Origin of the sequence: Flavobacterium sp. LC2016-23, from assembly GCF_009674775.1 — a bacterium.
In the GTDB taxonomy this organism is placed as follows: domain Bacteria; phylum Bacteroidota; class Bacteroidia; order Flavobacteriales; family Flavobacteriaceae; genus Flavobacterium.
The window spans coordinates 46,600-72,813 of sequence record NZ_WKKE01000024.1; the positions used below are offsets into that span (position 1 = coordinate 46,600).

The 26,214-nt window shown below is 33.6% G+C and carries 19 protein-coding genes; 6 read left to right on the plus strand and 13 right to left on the minus strand.

The features are described from left to right. Positions 1 to 345: 345 nt before the first annotated feature. The 6 genes from GJU43_RS18640 to GJU43_RS18665 all read right to left on the minus strand — a co-directional run bounded on the left by GJU43_RS18640 (position 346) and on the right by GJU43_RS18665 (position 5,307). Entirely contained in the window at positions 346 to 2,493 is a 2,148-nt protein-coding gene (locus GJU43_RS18640; RefSeq protein ID WP_154342812.1) for a peptidase domain-containing ABC transporter, read from the minus strand. A gap of 22 nt (positions 2,494 to 2,515) precedes the next feature. Next, positions 2,516 to 3,652 (minus strand): HlyD family secretion protein, encoded by a 1,137-nt coding sequence (locus GJU43_RS18645; protein WP_154342814.1) that lies wholly within the window; start codon positions 3,650 to 3,652, stop codon positions 2,516 to 2,518. Between the two features lie 204 nt (positions 3,653 to 3,856). Beyond that, positions 3,857 to 4,324 (minus strand): CPBP family intramembrane glutamic endopeptidase, encoded by a 468-nt coding sequence (locus GJU43_RS23240; protein WP_154342815.1) that lies wholly within the window; start codon positions 4,322 to 4,324, stop codon positions 3,857 to 3,859. A gap of 82 nt (positions 4,325 to 4,406) precedes the next feature. Next, positions 4,407 to 4,874, minus strand: coding sequence for a CPBP family intramembrane glutamic endopeptidase (locus tag GJU43_RS18655; protein WP_154342818.1), 468 nt, complete (start codon positions 4,872 to 4,874; stop codon positions 4,407 to 4,409). A 79-nt stretch (positions 4,875 to 4,953) separates the two neighbouring features. After that, complete coding sequence (locus GJU43_RS18660) at positions 4,954 to 5,124, minus strand: hypothetical protein (RefSeq protein ID WP_154342820.1); 171 nt, start codon at positions 5,122 to 5,124, stop codon at positions 4,954 to 4,956. A 15-nt stretch (positions 5,125 to 5,139) separates the two neighbouring features. Continuing rightward, on the minus strand, positions 5,140 to 5,307 hold the full coding sequence (locus GJU43_RS18665) for a hypothetical protein (RefSeq protein ID WP_154342822.1): 168 nt from the start codon (positions 5,305 to 5,307) through the stop codon (positions 5,140 to 5,142). A 521-nt stretch (positions 5,308 to 5,828) separates the two neighbouring features. Here GJU43_RS18665 and GJU43_RS18670 point away from each other — a divergent pair. Continuing rightward, complete coding sequence (locus GJU43_RS18670) at positions 5,829 to 7,532, plus strand: helix-turn-helix domain-containing protein (protein ID WP_154342824.1); 1,704 nt, start codon at positions 5,829 to 5,831, stop codon at positions 7,530 to 7,532. Between the two features lie 282 nt (positions 7,533 to 7,814). On the opposite strand, the gene GJU43_RS22840 is transcribed toward GJU43_RS18670, so the two are convergent. The 7 genes from GJU43_RS22840 to GJU43_RS18705 all read right to left on the minus strand — a co-directional run bounded on the left by GJU43_RS22840 (position 7,815) and on the right by GJU43_RS18705 (position 18,313). After that, a complete protein-coding gene (locus GJU43_RS22840; protein ID WP_195760065.1) occupies positions 7,815 to 8,393 on the minus strand; it encodes a hypothetical protein in 579 nt (192 codons plus the stop codon). Positions 8,394 to 8,413: 20 nt separating this feature from the next. Further along, positions 8,414 to 14,857, minus strand: coding sequence for an RHS repeat-associated core domain-containing protein (locus tag GJU43_RS18680; protein ID WP_154342827.1), 6,444 nt, complete (start codon positions 14,855 to 14,857; stop codon positions 8,414 to 8,416). Between the two features lie 3 nt (positions 14,858 to 14,860). Then, positions 14,861 to 15,319 (minus strand): T9SS type A sorting domain-containing protein, encoded by a 459-nt coding sequence (locus GJU43_RS18685; protein ID WP_154342829.1) that lies wholly within the window; start codon positions 15,317 to 15,319, stop codon positions 14,861 to 14,863. 21 nt (positions 15,320 to 15,340) lie between these two features. Continuing rightward, entirely contained in the window at positions 15,341 to 16,273 is a 933-nt protein-coding gene (locus GJU43_RS22845; RefSeq protein ID WP_195760066.1) for a hypothetical protein, read from the minus strand. Between the two features lie 26 nt (positions 16,274 to 16,299). Beyond that, positions 16,300 to 16,497, minus strand: a complete 198-nt coding sequence (locus GJU43_RS18695) for a hypothetical protein (protein WP_154342831.1) — start codon at positions 16,495 to 16,497, stop codon at positions 16,300 to 16,302. A 640-nt stretch (positions 16,498 to 17,137) separates the two neighbouring features. Beyond that, entirely contained in the window at positions 17,138 to 17,551 is a 414-nt protein-coding gene (locus GJU43_RS18700; protein WP_154342833.1) for a hypothetical protein, read from the minus strand. Between the two features lie 237 nt (positions 17,552 to 17,788). Beyond that, a complete protein-coding gene (locus tag GJU43_RS18705) occupies positions 17,789 to 18,313 on the minus strand; it encodes a hypothetical protein (RefSeq protein ID WP_154342835.1) in 525 nt (174 codons plus the stop codon). Positions 18,314 to 18,770: 457 nt separating this feature from the next. Here GJU43_RS18705 and GJU43_RS18710 point away from each other — a divergent pair, with 457 nt between their 5' ends. The 5 genes from GJU43_RS18710 to GJU43_RS18730 all read left to right on the plus strand — a co-directional run bounded on the left by GJU43_RS18710 (position 18,771) and on the right by GJU43_RS18730 (position 26,178). Continuing rightward, entirely contained in the window at positions 18,771 to 19,475 is a 705-nt protein-coding gene (locus GJU43_RS18710; RefSeq protein ID WP_154342837.1) for a hypothetical protein, read from the plus strand. A gap of 245 nt (positions 19,476 to 19,720) precedes the next feature. Then, positions 19,721 to 22,171, plus strand: coding sequence for an EcoAI/FtnUII family type I restriction enzme subunit R (gene hsdR, locus GJU43_RS18715; RefSeq protein ID WP_154342839.1), 2,451 nt, complete (start codon positions 19,721 to 19,723; stop codon positions 22,169 to 22,171). After that, on the plus strand, positions 22,172 to 22,804 hold the full coding sequence (locus GJU43_RS18720; protein WP_154342841.1) for a hypothetical protein: 633 nt from the start codon (positions 22,172 to 22,174) through the stop codon (positions 22,802 to 22,804). Between the two features lie 3 nt (positions 22,805 to 22,807). Next, on the plus strand, positions 22,808 to 24,244 hold the full coding sequence (locus GJU43_RS18725) for an N-6 DNA methylase (protein ID WP_154342843.1): 1,437 nt from the start codon (positions 22,808 to 22,810) through the stop codon (positions 24,242 to 24,244). Beyond that, a complete protein-coding gene (locus GJU43_RS18730) occupies positions 24,241 to 26,178 on the plus strand; it encodes a restriction endonuclease subunit S (RefSeq protein WP_154342845.1) in 1,938 nt (645 codons plus the stop codon). The genes GJU43_RS18725 and GJU43_RS18730 overlap by 4 nt, the downstream gene beginning before the upstream one ends. The last annotated feature ends 36 nt before the right edge of the window (positions 26,179 to 26,214 follow it).

A 26,214-nucleotide genomic window follows, 5' to 3' on the forward strand; every position in this document is an offset into this window, starting at 1 on the left:
CTAGTTTTAAGATATCATAATAATCGATTTTGGTAACCCAAAAGAAAATAGTAAGCAGGGTTAGAAGATTGTTAGATTGCACCAATGATAGCATCGTATATACCGGTATTTCAGGCTCCGAGTTCTTTTTAGAACTTAACAGGAAATAATGATAATAGATACGTTTATAAATCGTAAGCATATGTAGTGATTTTAATCTTTAAAATATTATATGCCTACAAAATTAAAAGTAAAGTTTAGCAGTACACCAAATAAAAATAGAACACAAATAAAAAATAGATTCTCTAAAATAGAAAAATTATCTTTTCTACTACAAATAGAATGGTACTGGCCTGTCCAAAAAAGTCAAACCAAACTCTGTTTGTTCCATAATTCAAAATATTTTCCTTTTAAATTCAAAAGCGTAGTATGATTGCCTTGTTCTGTAATACTTCCGTCTTCCATTACTAATATCGTGTCAGCAGTAGCGATGGTACTTAATCGGTGTGCAATAACAATTACGGTTTTGCCCTGTGCCTTAAAATTCGTGATGACTTCCTGTACTACTTTTTCAGACTGTGTGTCAAGAGACGATGTGGCTTCATCCAATAACAATATTTCAGGATTTTTGTATAACGCCCTGGCGATGGCAATACGCTGTTTTTGGCCACCGGAAAGCATCGCACCGTTTTCACCTACTTGTGTATGAAACCCATTTGGCATTTTCTGGACAAAAGCGGTTATCCCTAATTGATTGCATAAATCAATGACACGTTTCATATCCGGAAAAGGATCACCCAAAGCGATGTTTTCGATAATATTCCCCGAAAACAGATTTAATTGCTGCGGAATTACACCAATACTTTTGCGGAGACTTTGACGATTAATGTATTGCAAATCATAGTTGCCGATGTAAATTTTTCCGCTTTTTACAGGATATAAATGCTGCAAAAGCGAAATCAGGGTCGTTTTTCCACTGCCGCTTTCTCCTACTATTGCAGTAGTTTGATTCTTTTTGAATGTTGCATTAAAGTTGGTAAAAACTTCCTTTCTGGAACCGTATCTGAAGGTTACGTTTTCAAATCGTATAGCGCCAATATTTTCCGTTTCCAAATCAAATGTATTTTCGGTTTCTTCCCTTTCCAAATCCATAATTTCAAACAATCGATCCGCTGCAATCAGCGCGTTTTGCACTGTTTTATTCATCCCGATTAAAGAAGCAACCGGTGTCGTAAAATATCCGATCAATGCATAAAAAGAAAATAATTCACCGGGAGTAATAGCCCTGTCCATTACATAGCCGGATCCTACCCATAGCAAAATGATGGTAAAAATGGAAGCCAGAAACTGTGTAGACGTTCCTGAAAACACACTATTAAGACCTGATTTATAAATGGTAAATAATAGTTTTACAAAACGATTCTCTGTTTTGGTATTAGAAAAATCGGCAATACCAAATTCTTTAACGGTCCGGATATGGCTGATGCTTTCTGTAAGCTGCGTTTGCAAATCGGCAGCATTTTCCATAATAGTCCGTTCTACTTTTTTATTGAACTTGTTAAATAAAAAATAAATAAACCCATAAAAAGGAATTATGAACAAGATCACTAAGGCTAATTTCCAGTAATACGTAAACATTAGTGTAAATGAAAAAAACACAATAAATACATTTACAATCATTTCGATGGCAACCTCATTGATAAAAGAGCGAATCTTTACCGCATCGTTTATTCTGGAAGTAATTTCGCCAATTTGCATCGTGTCAAAAAAGCGTTGTGGCAGTTGAAGCAAATGTTTGTAGTAGCCCAGTATTAATTTGGCATCAATAAGCTGGCCTGTTTTCATGACCATAATGCTTTTTTTAGAACCAATGTACGCCTGTAAAAGAACGATCCCTATCATAGAAACACTTAACAGATTAAGCAGGTTACGATTTCCCTCTACCAGCACATAATCCGTTATTTTCTGCACATAAACAGACATCGCTAATCCGAGCACTGTAAAAACAATTGCTCCAGTCAGTGCCTGAATCAGGATACTTTTATGCGGCTGTATTAAATCCCAAAACCGTTGTAAAGGCGCTGTTTTTTCGTTATAGGTTTTAAAATCGTCATTTTTGGCAAATAAGATCAATACTCCTGTCCATACCTTTCGAAAATCTTCATAGGTATACGTTTCCATTTTTCCAAAAGCGGGATCCATTACCTGTATCCTACCTTTACTCACCGAATACAGTACTACATAATGATGCAGCTCTTTAACAATAAGGTGAGCAATGGCAGGTAAAGGAATTTTGTCCAAAGCGTCTGTAGCCCCTTTCACCCCTTTTGCTGAAAAGCCCATCTTTTCGGCGGCTTCAATCAGCCCCAAAACATTAGTACCGCGTTTATCGGTATTGGCATATTGCCTAATTCGCGCTAGCGGAACATTAACCTGGTAATGATTTCCAACAGATGCCAGACAAGCAGCACCACAATCTTTATAATCATGTTGTTTAATTTTTATAGTGGCCATTTTTAATTCTTGAAAGTTGAAACTAGGTACTAATAATTTTAGGGTTGAGCCAGTCATCCACTTTATCAAACAACAATTCATATAAACTACGTCGGGCTATAATGTATCGTGCTGTAAGTGTCATTCCGTTTGAAACACAGGCTTTATAACCTGATTTGAGCTGTATTTTTTTAGAATTCAGGCTGCACCGCACTTTATAAAACGCCTGGTTATCCTGAAGTGTAATGTTGTTATCAATGTCCAAAACCTCCCCTTCAAGCAGTCCCCACTGGTTATAGTTAAAGGCATCTATCTGAAATTTTACCTTTTGCTTCTTTTTTATCAATCCAATATCATCCGGAGAAACCGTACATTCTACGATAAGATGATCAAAGGGCGAAATCACCGCAATGGGCTGTGATGCGTTTAAAAAAGAGCCTGCCTGTACTCCTGTAAAATTTTCGATAGTTCCGCTGACGGGTGCCGTTACATAATAGTTCTTCAATTCAACATTTATTTTTTGAAGGTTTCCTAATATACTTTTCGATTTTTCCTGCACTTCGCGATAGCGGTTTTGCCATTGCGAGATCTGACTTTTTTGAAGTACCTGAACGGCTTGTTGCGCAACAGTTAACTCATACCGGAATTTGTTAAATTCAGCCGCCGCAATTACGCCCTTATCATACAACTGTTTTTGGCGGTTATATTCCGTTTGTGTATAAGTTACTTTGTCTTCCAATTCCTTTTTTCGGGTTTGGTAAGTGGTCCATTCCTGTACCATAACTGCCGTTTTTAAAGGGGAAGCATTACCGGCACAAACCTGCTGTAAGTCATCCAAAAGATTCCGGATATCATTTGCCTGAATTTGCGCCGTAGTTTTATCCGTTTGCAAGTTATCCTGTGAGAGCTGTAATAAGGTATCGCCTTTCTGTACGACACGATTATTTTTTAGCTGTATTTTTGTGATTTTACCATTTACAAGTACCTGTAAAGGCACCTTATCCATAGTACTTCGCACGATACCACGACTCTGACTGCTTACTTCTACTTTTATAATCGGCAATGAAAATAAAAATGCAATAACTGCCACGACTAAAACAAGGTATAATGAAATACCTTTACTACTATTTCTGGCAATCAGGTTTTCAATAGTATGTACGGGGTCTTCACTAATATTCATGAATCGATTATTTGAAAATTTTATTTTTGTTTTTAATTTAGACGATTTGCAATTGGCAAATAGTCTCCTCACCACACAAAACTACTGTGCAGTAACTATGAGTTATAAAATGAAGTTTTTTTTTCTTTTTAAATTGCTCTAACTATACCTAAATACTTTCGTAAAATCTGACCAGTAAAAAATTAGAATCTTATAGTGCAAAATTTAAGAAAAATAAGTTTTGCCTATAAAAGCAATACCATTATAAATAATGTGAGTTACCAAGGGTAACAGGATGGCATCTTTTTCATTCTTGCCTGCCACGTATAAATAAGCGAACAGTAAACCAGTAACAAAAGCGTATAAAAAATAAAAAACATTATACAGATGCAGGGAGGCAAAAATAAAGGCAGACAAAAGACAGCAGTATTTCAATGCCATTTTTTGGTCTTTGCAAATTTCAATTACCACATATTGAAAAAGGAGTGTTTCAATGATTGGTCCTATAATAATAAATAAAACTATTTTTTCTGTAAAAGAGTAATTGTCGTCAAAACCTTTATTTAAGGAAATTGAAAAGTGTTTTGCAAGAATTGCAAAAATATAATTATTTAGAAAATTTAAAAGGAGTACTATTACTACAAGTTGCCATTGCTGAAAACTTTGTACCTTCTTTTTTATATTAGAAACCATATTTATTTATTTTTTGCTGTAATTATACTTAAATGCTTTCGTGGCATCCTATCACCAAAAGTTAGAATTTTATAACTAAAATTTAAGGAAAGTAAACTTTAGATATAAAAACAATACCATTAAAAATTATATGTGCTATAGCTGTGATTAGGATTGCGTTTTTTTTATTCTTGCCTGATAGATATAAAAAAGCTAATAATGTACCTGCAACAAAAGCATATAGAAAATAAAAGACATTATAGAGATGCATGGAGGCAAAAATAAAGGCCGACAAAAGACAGCAGTATTGTAATGCCATTTTTTTGCGTTTGCAAAATTCAATTACTGCGTATTGAAATAGTAAAGTTTCAAGAATAGGACCAACGATAACAAATAAAATTAGTTTCTCTTTATTAGAGTAGTTTTCACTAAAACCTTCGTCTGAAGACCTTGAAAAAAGTGTTGCTACAACTTCAAAAATATAACTATTCAGACAATTTAAAAGAACTACCAGCAGTATAAGCTGCCATTGTTCAAAACCTTGTATCCTTTTTTTTATTTTTACTACCATTTATTTGTTGACTTCATTTAAAGAGGCTGTTATAAAACAGCCTCTTTGTTATAAAAACTTGCTTCCTAAATTATCAATTTTACCATCGTTGATAAACCTGTGGTTCGATATGATGTAAGGAATGATTTAATTTACCTGCTACATAACCTATTCCATACGCAAGATCTTCCCAAAATCCACTACCGCCCTCTATTGCTACTAATTCATTCAGGGTTAACTCATTTACATTTAATTCATTTAAATTTTCCATTTTTTTGTCTTTTAATTATTTATTACCGGCATTCCAGCCGTCCTTAAGTCCCTTTTTAATGTCTTCCCAATTTTCTACAATCTCAATAAAAATCCATTTACCCCAGCCACTATTGCCACCTTCAATGGAAAGAACTTCCTGAGCATTTAGCTCCACTAAACCTAAATTTTCTAAATTTTTCATACATTAGCAATTATTAAATTATTGCAGTCTTACTCCTGTCGTCGAAAACATTTAATAGAGTAAGGCTGCTTTTTTATGGTTGGTTGGTTCTGAACCAGGCTACTTAACCAAAAGCTCAAAAAATAGCCCTTGTTTTTGCTTGCAAGCGATTTATTTAAAAAATTATTCCTTTGCAATTGGCCTTCTTAACAAAGTACTACATCATCAAATACTATTTCAATTGATCGCAATTAACACAACAAGGAAAAGCTAAAGAAAAACAAAGCTGTATCATAGTAATCGCTTTTTTTGTGATCTTGTTCTGACAAATGTATACTGTGACTTTCGGATGTACAAACTATGTATGTATCAATTCAGGAATTGGTAGTTTCAATTTAGGAACTGACTCACTATACGAATCAGATATTTTTCAAACTGCAGAAGTACTTGTCATTTCTAAAAAGACATTCTATCGTTTTAAATCATTAAAATGTAAGAATATTACGTATGTTTGCAGTTCGGAATAAAATAAGTTATCGTTTATGCACCAGAATAAAATTTTGTTTATCCTTAGTCTTTTCCTTTTCTCTTCTATTGCCCTCTCCCAAAAGTTACTAAAAGTACCTGATTCTTTAAAAAACTATACACATGATACTTTTAGAGAAAAAGTGTACAGCAACTCTGACGATAACTTTACACGCAATTATATATACGGTAAGTCAAATTTATTAAAAGCAAAAAGTGAGCAGAATACGAGAGAGATCATTTACGGGTACGATTTATTGGCGGAAATTTTTGATGATTTTAATCAATCTGTTCAATATTCGGATAGTGCTATCGCTTTAGCCCGGCAAAAATATCCAAAAGCACTTCCCTATCTCTATTCCACAAGAGGTTATGTATTTTACAATAAGAAAAGGCTCAAAGAATCTTTAAATTGTTTTTTGATGGCCCTAAAGGATACTATTCATCTTTCTGATCAGCGAATTAACAACATCAGGTACTCCATAGGACTCATCAAAAAGACACAGGGTAATTATAGTGAGGCACTCCCCATTTACAAAAAATGTATAACCAGAGCGGAAAAGATTCAGGATGGAAATTACCTAAGGTATCTTACAGGATTAGCAGAACTCTATAACTGGACAGGCAATACTGAAATGTCTGAGCAATTAACAAAAAAAGGAATTCATGACTGTGGGAATTATGATTCTGGCGATTACTATCTGCCCTATTTTATTGCGAACAGGGGAAAAAATTATTTACAGCGGAAAAATTACACTGCTGCACTGACAGATTTAAAAAGTACCCTGGTGAATTTTAAAAAAAATAATGATTTTTCTAATTATGCTGAAAACTGCTTTTATATCGGAGAGGCTTATACAAAGCTTGATCAAAGTGATCAGGCCGTACGCTTTTATAAAAAAGTAGATTCGATCTTTAACGTGCAACATGATATTTCGTTAATTACTATTCCGGCGTACGAAAAAATGATTGCCTATTATAAAACTAAAGACCAGTACAGGGAAGTTATTTTTTACTCTGATCAGTTTATCAAAGCAGATAAAGTGCTGGATGGTGATTATAAATATATCACTACCACACTTGCAAAAAAATCTGATACAGATGGAGTACTGTCCTTTAAGCAAAGCCTGATGGCTTTAAAGAACGAAAAACTTTCACTAAAACTTACCATCCTATTTTTGTTTTTAGGAGTTATAATCCTTTTCAGCTTATTGTACAGCAATAACAAAAAAAGACAAAAAGAAGTCGAAAAACAAAGGCAATTGTTTGAAGCCTATACCAAAGAAAGGGAACAACAAATAATCCTTGCTAACGAATCCCTAAAAAGGGTGACTAAAAAAGCATCAATCGATACTATGGACGAAAGTGTGATTAACCATATTTTAGATTGTCTCCAAAAATTTGAATCAGAGCGACGATATATCCAAAAAGAATATACCATTGAAATGCTTGCTGCTGAGTTTAAAACAAATTCAAAGTACCTGTCTAAGGTGATCAACACTGTAAAAGACATTACTTTTACGCAGTATATCAATACTTTAAGAATAGAATATATATTGAATCAATTAGAAAATGACAAAAAAATTTTAAATTATACCATACAGGCTTTATCTGAAATCTGTGGCTATAATAGTGTTCAGACCTTTACAAGAGCTTTTACCGCTTATACCAAAATGAAACCCTCCGATTTTATTAAGGAATTAAAAGCTAATCGTAAATAAGCAGCAGATTAGATCATGTTGAACTTTTAAAGATTTTTCAAAGTCAGGAGCAGTTATCAATGTCTATAATGCTTTGCTTTTGGCAGGGCAGCGATCTTAAAATCATATTTTGATAAGTGAATTCTGCATCAGCGATAGCAATTAATTCATGCCTGCTTCCAACCCACATTCCATAAAATAATAGAGTAAAAAAGGGTTGTCCTGATGTGACAACCCTCTTTATTATAGAAATCATCATAACCAAAATCAGTAGTTACGGTTGCATTAAAACTAATCCCAGCATTATTTGAAGGTATCGTCCAATTTCTCTGTAACCTGTATTTTTTTAATTTTATTATGAATAATCCATAATGCTACTGGAGGAAATGAAAAAGTAACTAAATTACCTGCAATATCATTAAAACATACAGTCTTTTTTAACTCAATGGTTGAGATAAGTTTAGAAACAAAATAACCACAATAAGAAAAGGAAAGAACACCAACAAACTGAATTAAGCCCACATATAGAAATATGTCATCGTTCGGTTCACCTCCCTTAAAAACAAAACTAAAAATATAGGCTATAAAAAAAACAAAATTGAACACTACAATAATATTCACTACTAAACATAATTTAAAAGTAAATAATTTCAAATTAAAATATTTATTTGAATAACTATATAAGAAATTCACAACAATATTTAACCAATAAAAATAAGGCAAATATAAAAATGCAAAAAATGCAAATATTAAATAATATAACCTTTCACAAGAAAATGATTGAACTAAGTTTATTAGAAAAAATTGAATTATAATAGGAATTATCAAAATAAAGATAAAAACTTTTTTTGTGCTTTGTTTCAAAAGAAAATTTATGTTCATAATTGTTACAATTTATGTTTTTAATACCAATCCCATTTCCAACCACCTTTTACATTAGCAGCCCCTCCAATACTAAGCCCCATGCTATAGCCAGTATCCAATCCAAAATAAAATTGTTTATGATAACGAGATAGTTTTGAGTACTCGGCAGAGATCCCAAATGCACTAAGCGAAATTGATTCAAATCTTTGTTCACCAATGTTGTATTTATAATCAACTCCTACCCCATACGCAATAGCAAATTCAAAATAATGATTTTCAGAACTCTTTGTTATATCACTCTTATTATCATAATAATCTGCTTTAATACTTGATTCTCTATATTCTCCTATTTTAATACCAAGCACTTTTTTAAAAGGAGTGAAATCTATATATTGCCCTGCCCGTAAATCTGTTTCTAAACTAAAATACTGATTTTTAAAAAACCATGAATCATAATCCAATTTCCTTTCAGCATTACTATCAGCCGTTTTTAGCATAACAGGATCATTCTGAATAACACCAGGAATATGATTTTTCGAATCATCATAACCAAAGTCAGTAGTAACGGTTGCACCAAAACTTATCCCAGCATTATTTGATGCGGCATTCCAATCACCTGTTTTAGTATACTCAGCATATGTCGCACCAAAATGTGCGACTCCAGCTCCAATTAACGCAGCACCAACTACTGTTCCCACTCCAGTCGCAGTCAAAACTGCTCCAACAACTATTGCCACTCCCGCAACTATGTCATTCCAATTAATTTTAAACTCCCCACTAGGATCGGTGTATTTTAGTGGGTTGTTTAGTACATACCCATAACGATTGTAGTTTTGAGTATTACCAGGGTCTTGTACATAATTATCTGGTTGCAGGAAACGGTGAAGTTTAGGATCATACAGACGTCCATTCATGTGTATGAGACCTACGCTTTGCAGATGTTCATGTCCAGTATATCCTCTATCAAGAATAGTAAGACCGTTTAATATATTACCTGCACCATCCTGTACTTTTTCAATAGCTCCCCAAGCGTCAAACTTTCTTTTTTCTAGTATAGCTCCCGTCTCATTGGTTATTGCCAATATACTCCCTTGATAATCTCTGTGCAAATATAACGTTTGTTCTTGTATAGCTCCTACACTACTATATGCTTTTTTATAAACAACCGGAGCTGAATAACCATCACCACCAATATAAGTTACGAACTCGATAGCCCCTGTTTGGGTATTTTCTTTGATCTCCATAGAGCCTTCAGCACTATAATGTTTAAGATAGATTCGGGTTTCCTTAAGCCCCAATCCTCCATAAAACATAACGCTACGATCATTGTTCTCATTATATACAAAGCTTATTTTGTCTTTACCATCTTCCACTATTTCTACAGGACTCTTGAAAGTGTTATAGCTAACGGTCTGTAAAGGTTTGTTTTGATAATCAGATAAAGCCGAGGCAGTTAGTGTTATCGAAGTGTTTTGGTATTTTTTGTTAGAATTACCATAATTGTACGTTCCTAATATGTTAGATTTAATACGCCCATCGTCTTCGTAGGTCTGATTTTCCTGCACACCTTGCGCATTAGGGTATTGTATAAGGCGATCCTGGCTGTCATAATCGAAATTTTCGGTAACATTTCCAAAAAGGCTGTTTTTACGCCACTTAAGATTACCTCGTTGTATGTCAAAATTAGTACCTAATTCCATAATGGTAGTCATACCCAAAGTGTGCTTTGCATTGCTTACATAGCCATAACTGTCATATATATTATTAATAGCAATTCCATTACCTAGTGTTGCCTTGGTCAGCTGCCCTTGAGCATTTACCTCAGTTGTTTCACAAAGAGTTTTGGTCTTTTGCCCATTTTTTATTTCGTATATTTTGTATGCAAAGCCATTTTTGTACTCTCTTTGCGTAGCAGAGATACTGGTTTTTCCTTTTAAAGATGCCGTTTTGGTTTCTTTTTCAACCCTGCCCCAGGCATCATATTCTATTTTTTTTGTAAAAACCGCACCATAACCTGTTGTTTCTGTAGTGGTTTCTAATCGTTTTTTAGAGTCGTAGGTATAATCGGTAATAATTGTTTTCCCTGCGTCCCCATCATCAGTATATACCGTTTTTAGAAGCAATTTGCTGTCTGGAGTATAAGTGTACTGAGTAGTACTTTTAGTATTACTACCTGCTATAGTTTTGGTTTCGATTTTGCCCCAATCGTTCAGCTTGTAGGTGGTAGTGCCGTTTGGAGTAGTTTCTTTTGTGCTTTCGCCGAGTTCGTTATAGTTATAGCTGTATGTACCGGCCGAAGGATCTGTTAAGCTAATTTTTCGTCCCCAGCCATCTTGTATTAAACTTATTTTATTGCCATTATAATTCGTTTCCTTAAGGTTTCCGTTGGCAAAATAACTATAATTGATGGTACCTCCTATTGGGCTTTCGAGCAGCTTAACCACATTCCCCATAGCATTTTTAGTAGATGTTTTGATTTGACCAGTGCTCCCATCTGTTACTGTAGTGGTTCGTTTGTCATATTTTATGTTCAATACTTTACCCTTATAATCTGTAATAGTTTCGGGACGACCGTAAACATCATACAAAGTGGTATTCCATAATGGACTCCCTGTGTTAGGCTCGCTAAAACTAAAATTGCGGTCGTTAATATCGTATTTAAAATCTTTGTAGGACACAATACCCTGTACGCCTTTTATACCAGTACGAATTTTTCTGCCCAATTCGTCAAATAACTCTTCACTATAAGTGTCGTCCGTGTTTCCTGTCAGCGTAATTTTAGCTTTTTCGTTTTCCCTTACATACGTATAAGTATGGGGTTTACCCAAATAATCAGTGACTACAGTTTTCCTGAACCAGGAATCATATTCATAACCTGTTAACAAGGCATTATTCCAGGAACCAAGTTCACTTTGGTTGTTTTCTGATTTAAGTGTACCGTTAGGATAATACTCAAATGCTGTTTTAAATCCTTCAATATCAGTGCTTTCTTTTAAAAAAATACCTGTTGGATCATATACGAAATTTGTTTTTCTATCAGCCATACCAGGTGCTGATATCGTTTTTATTATAACATTCCCAAAAATGTCATACCCATTGGTTTCTGTAATAGCATTTGTATTATTACCCCATTTTTGAATTACTTTTAATAAATTACTTTCTGACCCTGAGCCATATTGATAAGTTTCCTTAGAATTCATACTATCACCAGAAGCAGTTACGTTTTGTGTTTTGCTTTTAAGCCTGCCTACCATATAAGGGGAGGTTATAACCGGATCATATGCTATTATACTAGTACTAATTTGCTGGTTAACTCCACCTGATCTAATTTTAGTTATAGACTCTAAAGGATTGTTGAAATTATCATATACAATATTCGTTTCATCACTGCTATCATTTAGAATATCGTAATTGTTGGACCTCACATTTTGGAGTTTAAAAACCTTGGATGCAGACAGGCTAGTTTCATAAAACGATAAGGATTTACTAATCAGGTCATATAGTGGTGTGGTATTTGTTTCTGTATATCCATTAGCGTCGTAATCAGAAGTGATTTTGGCAATAAAAGTATTACCTGCTCCTGGGCTAATAATTGCACCGGGACTAAAAGTAATACTGTTTGTTGCTAAAAGAGTTTCAGTTGCTGTTCTGGTGTTGTCTACGGTAACTTGGCTTGCTCTAGGAACGTTTGGAGCCGCATTATTTAAAGCAATTGAAGGGCTAACTATCCCTAAATAAGTATAACTCTCAACAATAGCTCCACGCAAATTTGGATCAAACTTAGACACGGTACTAATTGCCTTGCTATCATCTTCGAACCAATTAGTTCGCATTGAAGCACGAAAACCCATAAAACCTAATCCTTCTAAATTGGAAGTTGCACCCGCATAGGTAAACAATTGTTTTTTATAAACAGAGGCACTTTGTTTCTCCAATTTGGTAACTAGCTGTAGAGTTGCTGCAGATTCTATATCTATCTTGGGATAAGTCTCCGCATATCCAGTAGTATATATTGACATATATCGCTCATTATAAGAAGTCGTAGATAATGGCTGATAAGTAATTGATTCTCTAACTCCATTTCCTGTGGTTACAGTTCGCAGTAATTGATCTGTGGTGTTATCTTTATTAGAATTAAAATAAAAAATTTGATCGTTACCCAAAAATGCAATTTCGAGAGTTGGATTATAGGGTTTGCCGTTAGTTGCGATTCCCCTTCCTGTGGGTAGGTAAATCGGCATAATATCCAGTTTAATACCTGACCTGAATAAACTACTACTTGTATATCTAAAACTAGGGCTGAAACCACCACTAAGATTTGGATAATAGTTAACCTCTATTTGAGCGTATATACCAGCTTGGTCTAAATATGTTTTGGTACGAATTAAATCTGATTTTCCATCTTTATTACAATCAGAAACTATATAATTATTAGTACTTGACGTTGTGTTTTGTAAAAAGGTAATATTATTATTTTGAACTACCTTGATAAAATCAGTTCCTGTAGAACTATATTGATACCATTCTGTAAATCCATATCCTTTCGGTATCATAAAATCGGTTTTCCCATCACCATTATAATCACCTAATAAAATTGTTTTACTTAAATCTACAGAGATATTTGCATCTGGATAGTTCCATAATAAAACTAATTGATTCGCACTATTGAGTGTATAGGTTGTTACCTTTCCATTTTCAAAAACCATAAAATCAGATTTACCGTCTCCATTTACATCGGCCACTTCCACCTTAGAACTGGAAGTTATAACTGAAGCCAATTCACCAGAATAGGTTAAAAAATTGGTAGTATTATCTCTTTTTAAATCTACAAAATATACTTTCTTGGAAGTTATTATTTCTGAATTTGTTAAACAGCCAGAATAATAATCATCAGTATAACTAAATGATCGAAGCTCTAGGTCAATAGCAATAACATCAGTTATACCATCACCATTAAAATCTCCTGAAAGTATTTTTTTCGGGAAAATAGTTTCTACATCAACTGTTGAGCAATAATCATCACCAGATCCCCCAATAGTTTGAGTTGGAAAATTTACCACTTTTTCGTATTGGTAATAAATGGGTGACGATATTCCAGCAGAATAAACCGTAAAAGTATAATTGGTTGCTGACTTTTTTGCCACAGCCCAACCTTGTTTTGCATAAAGCTTATTATTCCAAGTCAACCAATTAACAGGGAAAATAGTCTCAAAATACCCCACTTTATGTTCGAAACCCAAATTAGTGCCGCCAGAATTTATATCAGAATACAGCCAATACTTTGATTTAGTATCTGGACCAATTGTAGGATATATCAAGAAATCCATTTTTTCATCACCTCCAAAATCTCCGGAAACAGTGGCTGCATTTTGAGCAGATATATTCCCAACGCTTAAGTTTGTGGTAATATCTGCATAAGATATTGATTCGAGGGAGTTTTCATAAGTGAATACCGTAGGGTTATAACTTTTAGTTCCATCCCCACTTAATTCAAATACTTTTTCTAAACGCTGATATCCTAAAGAGCTAGAATTGTATGAAAAGTTATAATTTCTATAACCTATTCCATTGCCTGTCACTTGAATTTTTTCTAATATCTTGTTATTCATTATGCTTTTACCACCTATATAGGACTGTTCTGGCCTGGTACGAGTACCATAAACAAACTGAATTTCGTTAATAGGAGCTGTTGTTCCTATTGTACCATATTTTATGCTAGTTATAGCAATAATGTTATCTGATTTCGTATAATTATATGAAATTCTTACTCCTTGCGGATTTTGCCAATAATTTATGGTCCATGTGGTAATTGATTGGGAGTCTAAAGTAGAACCAAACTCTGCTACAGAACCATCAGGGTAATTTACTAAGAAGGAGGCAGGTCCATAATTACTTCCTTGTGGCGATACTCCAACTGCAGTAATCTTTAGATTTGAGAAATTTTCGGTTTCATAAGTCGAACCAGCCGCGCCATACGCTGTGCCAGTTTTTAAAATTAACCGTTGTCCATCCAGAGCAAAACGATCCTTGGCATCAAGATTTATTCCTCCAACGTTTCCATCATGGAATTTTGTTCTAGGAATTCTAGTTATAGCTGAGACACCTGAAATGTTCCAACCGTAACCTGCAATTCCATTTCCTGCCTGACTGCTATAAACTAAATTTACCTGAGGAACTACACCATTAATTCCTGCTGGTACTGCAATTGGAATAGAATAACCTGCTACTCCGTTAAGTGAAACTGACAATTGACCTTCTGTAAAACCTACTTCTGTTGAACTTCCAGTAGGAGCTGGTATGGTATTGGCAACTAATAAGTTCGCGGTTTTGCTATTGATTTCAGCCTTATTAACTGGAGTTTTTAGTATTTCACTGCTTCTCTTTATGAGAGTTACTCCTTCAACAGGTGTTCCTCCGGAATCCTGAGCTGAAGCAAAAAACGATAAACTGATAAATAAAAATGTAAAGTAAAAATCTCTCATATATTATTTCTTGATAATTTTAATTGATTTTTGCTCACCGTTACTGTAGTAAAGCATAACAGCATAAATACCGATTGGATAATCCTGAAAAGCAATATTCTGGCTGTCATTTCGAACAGTTGGCTGATAGCTTCTGAGTAACTGTCCTGTTAAATTGAAAACCTGTATAGAGTTAACATAATTGTCATCTTTGAGTTCCCATTTTATATATAGCTCTTCTTTAACGGGGTTTGGATAATAGGAAATAACATCTTCCTGTGAGAATTTCAATAAATCTTCATCTACTAAAGCTTCAATTTCTTTTACTTCTTCTTTCGCCGGTTTTGCCAGTGGGTTACAACCTGAAAGGCATAATTCTCGTAGGATTTGATTCCCGGCAGAATCATAGTTGAAAGTTATTTTTTGTTGGGCATTTGAAAAAATGGTTATTCCAAACACTATAAGAGTAATTATTTTTTTCATATTTATATTTTTACGCTTAAATTATTTTCTTTCAACTTCTTCTAATCTTCTAGTGAGTGTTTCAATAACTTTAGTTAATTTTTCAGTGTTCTTCTGTTGTTCAATTGTATACAAGGTCAATTCTTCAATTTTCTGCAAAAGCTTTATATTCATCTCAGATAAATTAATCCCATCTTTTTTCATTTCATCAGCCGAAGCGATTTCAGGTAGATGTTTATTTTCTTTGATGTATTGGTCAACAGTATCCAGAGAAGGTAAATTGTAATTGTTTTCGAAAACAAAATCAGCACCGGCATCAACAGTAACTTTAACTTCACGAGAAGCAATATCTCCTGCTACGGTCAGTTTTGCTGTTGGATTTGTTGTTCCTATACCAACGTTACCGCCAATAGGATTTATTGCAATGTTTTTTTGACCAATGCCACCTTTTACAGCTTGTAAATAAGAATACTCCCCTGCCGTATTGATTCCAATATTAATACCCAGCCTATTAGTCGCTCCATCGTGTATAGCTATACCATCAGAACTGGACGTACCTGTACTTGTTGGTACTTTAACCTCAAATGTATTTAATGGATTAGTTACTCCGATACTAAGGTTGCCATTTATAATTTGAGTTCCCGTAAATGTATTGGCACCACGTATAGCTAATTCAAACCAGGGATTCCAAGTATTCGCATCACCATTTTTGGTTCTATACGATATATGGTTACCTCCATTAGGGCCATAGTCAGAACTTATTTGGGTATCGTAGCTGTTTGAAAGTCCTCCATAACTAATAAGGGAACCATTCCATGGAGTTCCTGCAGTTGCATAAGAAAATGTATAACCACCCTTAAAATTATTTGCTGCGCCTGAGTTTGCAATATTAGGAGTTGGAGTAAAACTTTGTGCTTTTGAACTGATCGTAAAAACGATAAAAAATATTATAAGTATTGTAGTTTTATTTTTCATTTATAATTGATTTGATATTTTTAATTTCATTTTTTTAATTCCGCAACTTTCTTCAACAAATTCATATTCATTTCGGCCAGCATTAAACCATTCTTTTCAATTTCATATGCAGAGGGAATTTCAGGCAAATATTTGTTTTCTCTTACGTAATCTTCTACTTCCTGTAATGATTTAAGTTTGTAGCTCTTTGCAAAAACATAATCAGCAACTAACGGTCCGGACATATCAACTCATTGCGAATATTTTTGAATTCATGATAATTATACTTGAATGATTTGGTATTACAAACACTTGTTAAAAAAATGCAAATAAATAAAAAACATACTGCAATTCCTATCTATTTAAAAAGTTTAAATAATAATAATACAACTATACATTAAAATAGTAGTATTCAACTTAATTACGCCATTTACTATTTGATTATTCTTAATTGGAAATTCATCTAAAAAATTAAACTCTACTAATACTGGATTTAAAGTTTTTAAATCATCTATAAAATGGTTCGAGAATTATCACTTTAAGTACAAGATCCTGTATTTCATTTCTAAGAAAGTTTAAAAGCTAGTTGCATTGAGTTTTGTGGTAAAATCGTGGCATTTAGTATTTTTAAAACAAGAAATTCAGCAATATCAAGCCCTAAGAAGTTTACGTTCGAAACTGTATATCTCTGCTCCAAATTGGATTCACTCACAATTGAATATTCCGCAACAAAATCTTCAAAATAATCATGCTAAGCTGTTAATTTCTGCATTGGAAAATAGCAATTAATAAACGAGTCAGGCAGCAACGCCCTATAAAAAAATACGCTGCAAAAAAAGGGTTGTCCCATCAGGACAACCCTCTTTCTTCTACAAAACGAATAGTTTACAAAGTCGCTTTATGAGCCGTTAGTTCGGCTACAAAAGTGTCTACTTCTTTTATTTCGTTTTCAATACGCTGAATATCCAGCTCTTTTTGCAGCAAGGCCAGGAGCCCGTAGGTTTGTTTGCGGTTTTCGAGTAAGAACTGTTTGTATTCTAATTTTTTTATCTTCACGCCCATGTCTGCCTTAGCCTTCCCCCCTTCAGGCAACCGGACTACTGCTACTCTTAGCGCCGATAGCTCGGCCAGTACCCCTTGTAAAATGGCTTCCACTTCTACTGAAGTAGTCTCAAATTTATCGGTTAAACGATCTTCAGACAACAGTTCAAAATCCAAATCTGCTTTCTCTCTTGCTGCCCATGTCAATAAGACATCGCAGTCTGCTACTTGTGTAATTCTCTTAATGGAATAACTCATAATGTTTCGGTATTTAAATTAATGGTGCAATACTATTAAAAATTAATATTGCTTATTTAATATCAGAAATAATTTACAATAATTTTAACAAATTGTAAGAAAAAAAGTATGTATTGTGAATTTTAAACAGATAAATATACTTATGATATACCCCATAAAGGCACCCATTACGGGGTATTCCTCCCTAAGTAATCAAAATTTATGCTGTAAAGTCACAGCTAATAGCTTAGATTTTTTTTATTTACCCGATAGTTTCTCTTTCAGTAACAATTCCTCGTGTTGCAATAACCGAAGTTTAAATTCGTACTGCTCCTGCAGTTCCGGGCCATTTTTCTGCATAACCGCTTCTGCCCTGTTTTTAATGTGCTGTAAAAGTTCTTGCTCCCATTTGGTTTCCTGTTCTTTAGTAGACAGAAAATTACTGAGCTGCCAGGCGATCACTGCCTGCTCATATTTTTCGGTACATTTTTCGAGGCTGGCTGCTATACGGGTTCGATTGAGTTGGTTATCAATCAGCTTCCCTTCCCAGAAATTATTTTTCTTTGATGCCGGCTGCCTTGCAGGTGGTAAATCAACTTTCTCTTTTTTATCTAATTGAGCTATAAAAGCGAACATTTCAGCCAGTTTTAGTTGCGCTTCCGGAGGTAGACCGCGCTCTCCCAATACATACATCGACCATTGGGTACGTGTGACCCGCAACAGCATCGCCATTTCTTCTTGCTGCATCCCTAATAACGCTCCCATATTTTTATCTTTTTTCATCACTCCCAATTTATGCGTTGCCATTGATTGTTGTGGCAAATTTATTTTTCATTTTAATTTTGCCACGAAAAGCGTGGCAATTTTATTCTCTTTAGTTTTTTTGCCACAAAAAAAACGTGGCAAATTTATTTTTATTTCTTTTTTTGCCACGGTTAAAATGTAGGTTACAATACTAAGTAGGCATTAGCAAAAACTCCTCATTGCCATTTAACAAGTCCCTTTAAAAAACAGCTATAGAACAACTGAAATAAATTTTATGAAACAGGTATTTCTACTTACAACATAATCAAATATTTAAAATATTTTTCAGTATTAATTTAAACCTGAAAAACCAAGCGTATCCAAAGCTATGCGTGCCATACTGCGGGCATCAATAGTAGGATTAAAATTATAGAACCTGCAAAAAAAATATAATAATAAGATTACAAATATATAGTGTATTCTAAATAATAACAATATGAAAAAATTAATTACTACCATTTTATTTTTTGGGTCTTCCATTTTTGTTTTTGCACAAAGCTCAAAATTGGTTACAGACTTTAAGCAAACAACAGTTATTGTATCTGACCAATTTGCTGATTGCAACCATGATCATAAATTAGGAAACTGTGTATCGATTGCGGTTATAAAATGTGCTCTGGGTCAGTTTGGTGCAATTGAAAATGTCTTTAAAAGTTTTATCAAAAATGATGATGGAAGTTTTAATGTAGAATTTTTTGACGGAATAAAAGTTAAAGTCACAACAAGTGAGATTGACATTGTCAAACAAATTTCGGGCATAACACCAAACGCGAATAGCAAATATTTTGAGGATGCGATTATAATTTATGCTTGTATGTGCAAACGAATCTACGAAGAAGCACAGTCCGAAAAAAAATGCATTTTAACTTTTACTAATGCTGTGGAATCATTAAATAGTGGTTACCCAACAATAGATGGAAGCAAATTACTGGGAATGGATAGAACTGATCTTACACTAGAGCAAATTAAAACAGAACCTAATGCCGTTATTTGGTGTTCTGCACATGCAGCTTATATATCATCCGGAACTCAGGACTTATTGGGCAATCCGATGCCGCTACGAAATAACAAAATGAGAAATCTTGCGAGGTATAGTAAAATTAAAGGCGGGTATAAACTGAAAATCAATCAAAAGAGTTAAGCTATCTTTTCGGCCATCATAAAACGTTACGATTTTTGCGGGCATTATCTCGGAAAGAAGATTTGGGATAAAGAAGTTTTTTATGAATAAGCAGAAAGAGTTTGCAACAGAGTCAAAAATTAATAATAACTATAATAAAACAAACCAGAAGAAATATATTTGTTTGCTATTTACGGTTTTCCTCAGCTAAAAAGTACTTTTTTTCAATATCTTAGCCAAAATTATATTTCCGTAATATAAATCTTATGAGTAAAAAAGATCTTTCAGAAAGAGACATTTGTACAAAATTTATAACTCCTGCTTTAGTACAAGCGGGTTGGGATGTACAAAAACAAATTTTAGAAGAAGTTTTTTTTACAGATGGAAAAATTTATGTGCGTGGTAAACTTACAGCACGAGGCGAAAGAAAAAGAGCCGACTATATACTTTATTATCAAGATAATCCAATTGCCATAATCGAAGCAAAGGATAACAAACATTCCATTCGTTCCGGAATTCAACAAGCTTTGGGGTATGCTATTATTTTAGATATCCCCTGTGTTTTCAGTAGCAATGGTGATGGTTTCTTATTTCATGATCGAACTGTAAATAATGAGGATATTGAAACAGAATTATCGAATGATGAATTTCCTACTCCTGAAGTTTTATGGGATAAGTACAAAAAATATAAAGGCATTGTAAATACAGAGGGAGAAAAAATTGCCTTGCAAAAATATTTTTATGACGGTTCCGGTAGAAAACCTCGTTACTATCAACAAAATGCTATTAATAGAACTGTTGAAGCAATTGCTAATGGGCAAAACAGAATTTTATTAGTTATGGCAACGGGTACAGGAAAAACCTATACTGCTTTTCAAATCATATACCGTTTATGGAAGTCAAAAAATAAAAAGAGAATTTTATTCTTAGCTGACCGAACTGCCTTAATCGATCAAACACGAAAAGGTGATTTTAAGCACTTTAAAGACAAAATGACCGTCATTAAAAAGAAAGTCTTAGAGGGTAATAATGGAAAAGAAGAATTAATAAGTAATAAAAAAAGAGGAATTGATACTTCTGATAAAGCTTACGAAATATTTTTAGGTTTGTATCAGGGTTTAACAAATAACGAACCAGGCATTGAAGATGCCTACAAAGATTTTTCTCCGGATTTTTTTGATTTAATAATTATTGATGAGTGTCATCGTGGTAGTGCAAACGAAAATAGTTCATGGCGTGAAATATTAACCTATTTTAAAAATGCAACCCATATCGGTTTAACTGCAACCCCAAGAGAAACACAAGAAACAAGCAATACCGAATATTTTGGTGATCCTGTTTATACGTATTCTTTAAAACAAGGCATCGATGATGGTTTTTTAGCACCTTACAAAGTAATTCGTGTGGCACTGAATGTTGACAGTGAAGGGTATCGACCCCAACAGGGAAAGACGGATAAAGAAGGAAACCTAATTGAGGATCGCATCTACAATCGAAGAGATTTTGATAAAAAATTAGTAATCGATGAGCGTACCGATGTTGTTGCTCAAAAGGTGACAGAGTATTTAAAAGGATTAGATCGATTTGCTAAAACTATCATTTTCTGTGTTGATATTGACCATGCTGAGCGTATGCGTAATGCTATAGCGATACACAATGCTGATTTGGTTTCTGAAAATTACAAGTACGTCATGCAAATTACGGGAGATAACGACGAAGGAAAGCGCGAACTGGATAATTTTATCAATCCGGAAGAAATTTATCCTGTTATTGCAACCACATCGGAGTTAATGACTACTGGCGTTGATGCCCAGACTTGTAAAGTTATTGTGTTAGATACTAATATCAATTCGATGACAAAATTCAAGCAAATTGTTGGGCGTGGTACAAGGATTAATGAGGAATTTGGTAAGCTGTATTTTACCATTCTAGATTTTAGGAACGCAACAGATAACTTTGCTGACCCAACATTTGATGGAGATCCATTAAGAGTTAAACCTATTACTGATGATGTAGATTTAATTACTATTATAGATGAAGAATATGATGATAGTACACCTATCCTAGATGTGGTGAGTGGCGAAGAAATAATAATTGAAAGACCACAAGTTAGAAATCCGGGAAATGACCAGAACACTGTCCTAGAAAGAAGAGGTAAACAATACATAAATGGTATTGATGTGAGTATTTTAGTTAGTCGTGAATTGTATTTCGATTCTAATGGAAAACCAATTACAATCAGTTTACAAGATCATACTAAAGGAATTATTAAAGGCAAATACGCTTCATTAGATGATTTCTTATTAACATGGAATCAAGCTGATCGAAAAGAAGCCATAATCAAAGAATTGCAAGAGCAGGGCATATTAGTTGAAGCTTTATATGAAGCTGTTGACAAAGATGTTGATTTATTTGATTTGATTTGCCACGTGGCATATGACCAAAAACCTTTGACGAGACAAGAGCGGGCAGATAATGTAAAAAAGCGAAATTATTTCACTAAATATGAAGCTAATGCACGTAAAATTTTAGAAACATTATTAGACAAATATGCTGATGAAGGAGTTGAAAATATTGAGAGTATAGAAGTTCTACGTGTAAAACCTTTTGATGATTTTGGTTCTACTATTGAAATTGTGAACGGAATTTTTGGTGGCAAAAACAGTTATATGGAAGCTGTAAAAGAATTAGAAACAGAATTATATAGAAAAGTTTAAATGGATGAATTAAATATTTTTGAAAATTTAATTATTATAGCACTTTCAAATGTTAATCAATCATATTATCAGACGACCTACAATAACATCCAAAATTTCAGAAGAGCTCTAGAATATAGAAATGGAAGGTTTTTTAATAATGATTTTGAAAGGTTTGGTGAACGAGTGTTCTGCTATGAATTTTATCATCAATTAAGAATACTAATTGATAATGAAAGAATTAATAATCCTCTTTTTCTTGATGGAGCTTTATTACAGGCCGAGGTAGAAAAAATGCAGATTATTGAACTTGTTGAGAGATTTGGGTTAAGAATACTAAGAGGGAGAATGTCTCCTGATTTTTTAATGCATACTCCTGGTAATGCCAATTTTCATCCTTATGTAATAGAAGTAAAATGCGAACATGAATTATCGTCAAGAAAATTATTGTTTGATTTAGAGAAAATAGATCAATTTATTACAAGATATAATTATCAGCGTGGTATATTTTTAGCAATTAACGTAAATAATGAGCTTATTCAAACAAGAATTGATGAAATTCAAGAAAGAATAAATGAACTCGAGGGCAGAAATAGAATAAAAATAATTAGTAAAACAACCCAATTAGCTGAACACAGAGTGTGGCAATTATAAATTATGAGTAACATTTCAAGCATACTAAAAAGCATACAAAACATCATGTGGCAAGACACCGGACTAAACGGTGATGCACAAAGAATCGAACAATTGGGTTGGATGCTTTTTCTTAAAATATTTTCAGATAAAGACAAAGAATTAGAACTACTAGATGATAACTATACCTCACCTATTCCTGATTTATTTCATTGGGTAAACCAAAAAGGAAATTGGGCTGGTGATCCAGAAGGAATGACCGGAGATGAATTATTAGAGTTTGTTGACAGACAATTATTTCCGACACTTCGTGATATTGACGTAAGTACTGGCAACCGTCGTGCATTGATTGTGCGTGAAGTTTTTGACGGCAACAATAATTATATGAAAAGCGGAACCAATATTCGTAAAGTATTAAATAAACTTAACGAAATGGACTTTAATATTGCTAAAGATCGTCATGCTTTCGGCGAGTTATATGAAACTATTTTAAAAGGATTACAAAGTGCTGGTAAAAGTGGCGAATTTTATACTCCTAGAGCTATTACTTCATTTATTACAGAAATGATCAACCCACAATTGGGTGAAAAAATTTTGGATCCAGCCTGTGGAACGGCAGGATATTTAACTTCTGCTATTGAGCATTTAAAAAAACAAGCGAATAGTGTGGAAGAGCTTCAGAGTATAGGCGAAAATGTGATGGGTTGGGAATACAAACCATTGCCTTATTTATTAGCAACTACAAACTTAATTTTACATGACGTAGTAGTGCCAAACATTAGATTTGGTGATGCATTAGATCAACCTCTAAGTAATTTTACTGAAAAACATAGAGTAAATGCAATTTTGGCAAATCCGCCATTCGGTGGAATTGTTGCCAATAATAACGAAACAAACTTTCCTCAAAATTTTAGGACAAAAGAAAGCGCTGATCTATTCCTGATTTTGATGATACATTTATTAAAACAAGGCGGTCGTGCAGGAATCGTTTTGCCTGATGGTTCATTGACTGGCGATGGCATAAAACAAAGGGTACGAAAAAAATTATTGGAAGATTGCAACCTCCACACGATTATCCGTTTGCCTATTTCCGTGTTCCAACCGTATGCTTCAGTAGCTACCAATTTATTATTTTTCACTAAAGGAACGCCTACTAAAGAAGTTTGGTATTACGAGCATAAATTACCCGAGGGGCAAAAAACCTACAACAAAACTAAACCAATACAAGCCAAAGAATTCAACCCTATAAAAACATGGTGGACAGACCGTAAGGAAAGTGATATTGCTTGGAAAGTTTCGATACAAACTATCATCAACCGTAACTATGATTTGGACATAAAAAACCCAACCAAACAAGAAGAATTACACAAATATAATAGTGTGGAATTAATGCAATTATTACATGCTTCTTTTGACAAAAGCAATGAGTTGTTGGAACAATTAAAGAAAGCTGTAAGATGAATTGGAAAACAGTTAAGTTGGATGAAGTTTTAAAACATCGGAAAGGTTTTATTACAATTGATGATAAACAAGAATATAAATTATGTAGAGTACAACTACATCGAAGAGGTGTTTTATTAAGAAATATTGTTTTTGGAAAGGATATAAAAACGAAAAAACAACAAGTTTGCAAAGCGGGTGATTTTTTAGTAGCAGAAATGGATGCTAAACTTGGAGGCTACGGATTCGTTCCCAAAGAATTAGATAAGGCAATTGTAAGTAGTCATTATTTTTTATTCGAACTAGATAAAGAAAAAATTCGTCCGAGATATTTAGAAGTTATTTCTCAACTTTTAATTTTACAAGATCAAATTAAAGCAGTTGGCTCTACTAATTATTCTGCAATTAGACCAAGAAATGTTTTGAATTGGGAAATACCAATTCCTTCTATTGAAGAACAAATTGAGATTGAAAAATTATTCGATGATACAAAATCAAATGGAGATCTATTAAAAAATGAACTAGATCACCAACTGAACCTTATCAAAGAACTACGTGAGGCATTTTTACGTGAAGCGATGCAAGGAAAGTTGGTTAAAAGCATGGATATCAAAGAAACTGGACAACACCTTCTAACAAAAATACTAGTCGAAAAAGCAAAACTCATTGCTGAAAAAAAACTCAAAAAAGAAAAAGAATTACCACCAATAACAAATGAAGAAATTTCTTTTGAAATTCCTGAACATTGGGCTTGGTGTAGGTTGGGAGTAATAGCCGAAATCAAAAGAGGAAAAAGTCCAAAATATTCTGAAAAAGGTGTACTTAAGATGCTAAATCAAAAATGCGTAAGATGGTTTACAATTAATGTAGAACATTCAAAAGCAGTTGATGAAGTTTGGTATAATTCTATTGATAATGAATTAAAAATTAAAATAAATGACTTGTTAGTTAACTCGACTGGCGATGGAACAATTGGCCGTTCTGGGTTAGCTGATATTTATTGTGATAGTTTTATGTTTGATTCGCATATTTTGAGAGTAAGAAGTTCAATGGGAATTCAACAAAAACTATTATGTTACATTATCAATTCTGACTATGGGCAAAGTTTAATAGAATCTATAAAAGGAGCAACAAGCACAAAACAAACGGAACTTGGCGTGAATAATCTATCCAATTTTCCTATTCCGCTTCCACCACTTCAGGAACAAGAACAAATAGTAGCCAAATTAGATGAGTTAATGTCATTTTGTGATGGCTTAGAGCAAAGCATCAATGAAAGCCAATATTATAACGAAATGTTGTTGCAACAGGTTCTTCGAGAGGCATTAAAGCCTAAAAAAAACACAAAAATCATCAATATTGAAACTAGAAAAATTGAAAATCCCTTAAAAACAATTCTGGCAGGTCATATTATTAACTTAAATAATACCACAGATTTTGGTAGAGTTAAGTTTCAAAAATTATTATTCTTAACTGAATACATATGCAAAATCGATTTTGATTCAAATTATATAAAAAAAGTAGCCGGGCCATATGATGATGTTTTAATCAAAAATATTGAATCTGACTTTAATCGTATGCGTTTTTTTAATGTTGTTCAGGATAAAACGGATAATAAAAGAGTACGCTATACTGCACTCGCAGGAGCAAAAGAATTAGAAAGTTTATTTCTGGAAAACTTTGCTGATGAATCACTAAAAATCAATAATATCCTTTTGAAATTTAGACCATTAAGCTGGGGAGAATGTGAGTTAATTGCTACTCTATACGCCGTTTGGAACAATCGTATTATAAAAAATGAGCTAATAACTGATGAATTACTTTACAGTGACTTTATGGCTTGGGATAAACAGAAAAGTAAATATCACAGTGTATTTCATAAATGGTTATTTTGGATGAAAGATGAACGAATAATTCCTGATGGCTGGGGGAAATATATTGATAAACCAAAATAGTATTACCTCTATTTTTAAGTAAAATGTTTAGGAATT

Coding starts and splice junctions, on each gene's coding strand:
- GJU43_RS18670 (WP_154342824.1), top strand. CDS start 5,829: ATGCACCAGAATAAAATTTTGTTTATCCTTAGTCTTTTCCTTTTCTCT.
- hsdR (WP_154342839.1), top strand. CDS start 19,721: ATGAGTAAAAAAGATCTTTCAGAAAGAGACATTTGTACAAAATTTATA.
- GJU43_RS18705 (WP_154342835.1), bottom strand. CDS start 18,313: ATGAAAAAAGATAAAAATATGGGAGCGTTATTAGGGATGCAGCAAGAA.
- GJU43_RS18700 (WP_154342833.1), bottom strand. CDS start 17,551: ATGAGTTATTCCATTAAGAGAATTACACAAGTAGCAGACTGCGATGTC.
- GJU43_RS18660 (WP_154342820.1), bottom strand. CDS start 5,124: ATGGAAAATTTAAATGAATTAAATGTAAATGAGTTAACCCTGAATGAA.
- GJU43_RS18710 (WP_154342837.1), top strand. CDS start 18,771: ATGAAAAAATTAATTACTACCATTTTATTTTTTGGGTCTTCCATTTTT.
- GJU43_RS22840 (WP_195760065.1), bottom strand. CDS start 8,393: ATGAACATAAATTTTCTTTTGAAACAAAGCACAAAAAAAGTTTTTATC.
- GJU43_RS18720 (WP_154342841.1), top strand. CDS start 22,172: ATGGATGAATTAAATATTTTTGAAAATTTAATTATTATAGCACTTTCA.
- GJU43_RS18665 (WP_154342822.1), bottom strand. CDS start 5,307: ATGAAAAATTTAGAAAATTTAGGTTTAGTGGAGCTAAATGCTCAGGAA.
- GJU43_RS18725 (WP_154342843.1), top strand. CDS start 22,808: ATGAGTAACATTTCAAGCATACTAAAAAGCATACAAAACATCATGTGG.
- GJU43_RS18655 (WP_154342818.1), bottom strand. CDS start 4,874: ATGGTAGTAAAAATAAAAAAAAGGATACAAGGTTTTGAACAATGGCAG.
- GJU43_RS22845 (WP_195760066.1), bottom strand. CDS start 16,273: ATGAAAAATAAAACTACAATACTTATAATATTTTTTATCGTTTTTACG.
- GJU43_RS18645 (WP_154342814.1), bottom strand. CDS start 3,652: ATGAATATTAGTGAAGACCCCGTACATACTATTGAAAACCTGATTGCC.
- GJU43_RS18680 (WP_154342827.1), bottom strand. CDS start 14,857: ATGAGAGATTTTTACTTTACATTTTTATTTATCAGTTTATCGTTTTTT.
- GJU43_RS23240 (WP_154342815.1), bottom strand. CDS start 4,324: ATGGTTTCTAATATAAAAAAGAAGGTACAAAGTTTTCAGCAATGGCAA.
- GJU43_RS18685 (WP_154342829.1), bottom strand. CDS start 15,319: ATGAAAAAAATAATTACTCTTATAGTGTTTGGAATAACCATTTTTTCA.
- GJU43_RS18695 (WP_154342831.1), bottom strand. CDS start 16,497: ATGTCCGGACCGTTAGTTGCTGATTATGTTTTTGCAAAGAGCTACAAA.
- GJU43_RS18730 (WP_154342845.1), top strand. CDS start 24,241: ATGAATTGGAAAACAGTTAAGTTGGATGAAGTTTTAAAACATCGGAAA.
- GJU43_RS18640 (WP_154342812.1), bottom strand. CDS start 2,493: ATGGCCACTATAAAAATTAAACAACATGATTATAAAGATTGTGGTGCT.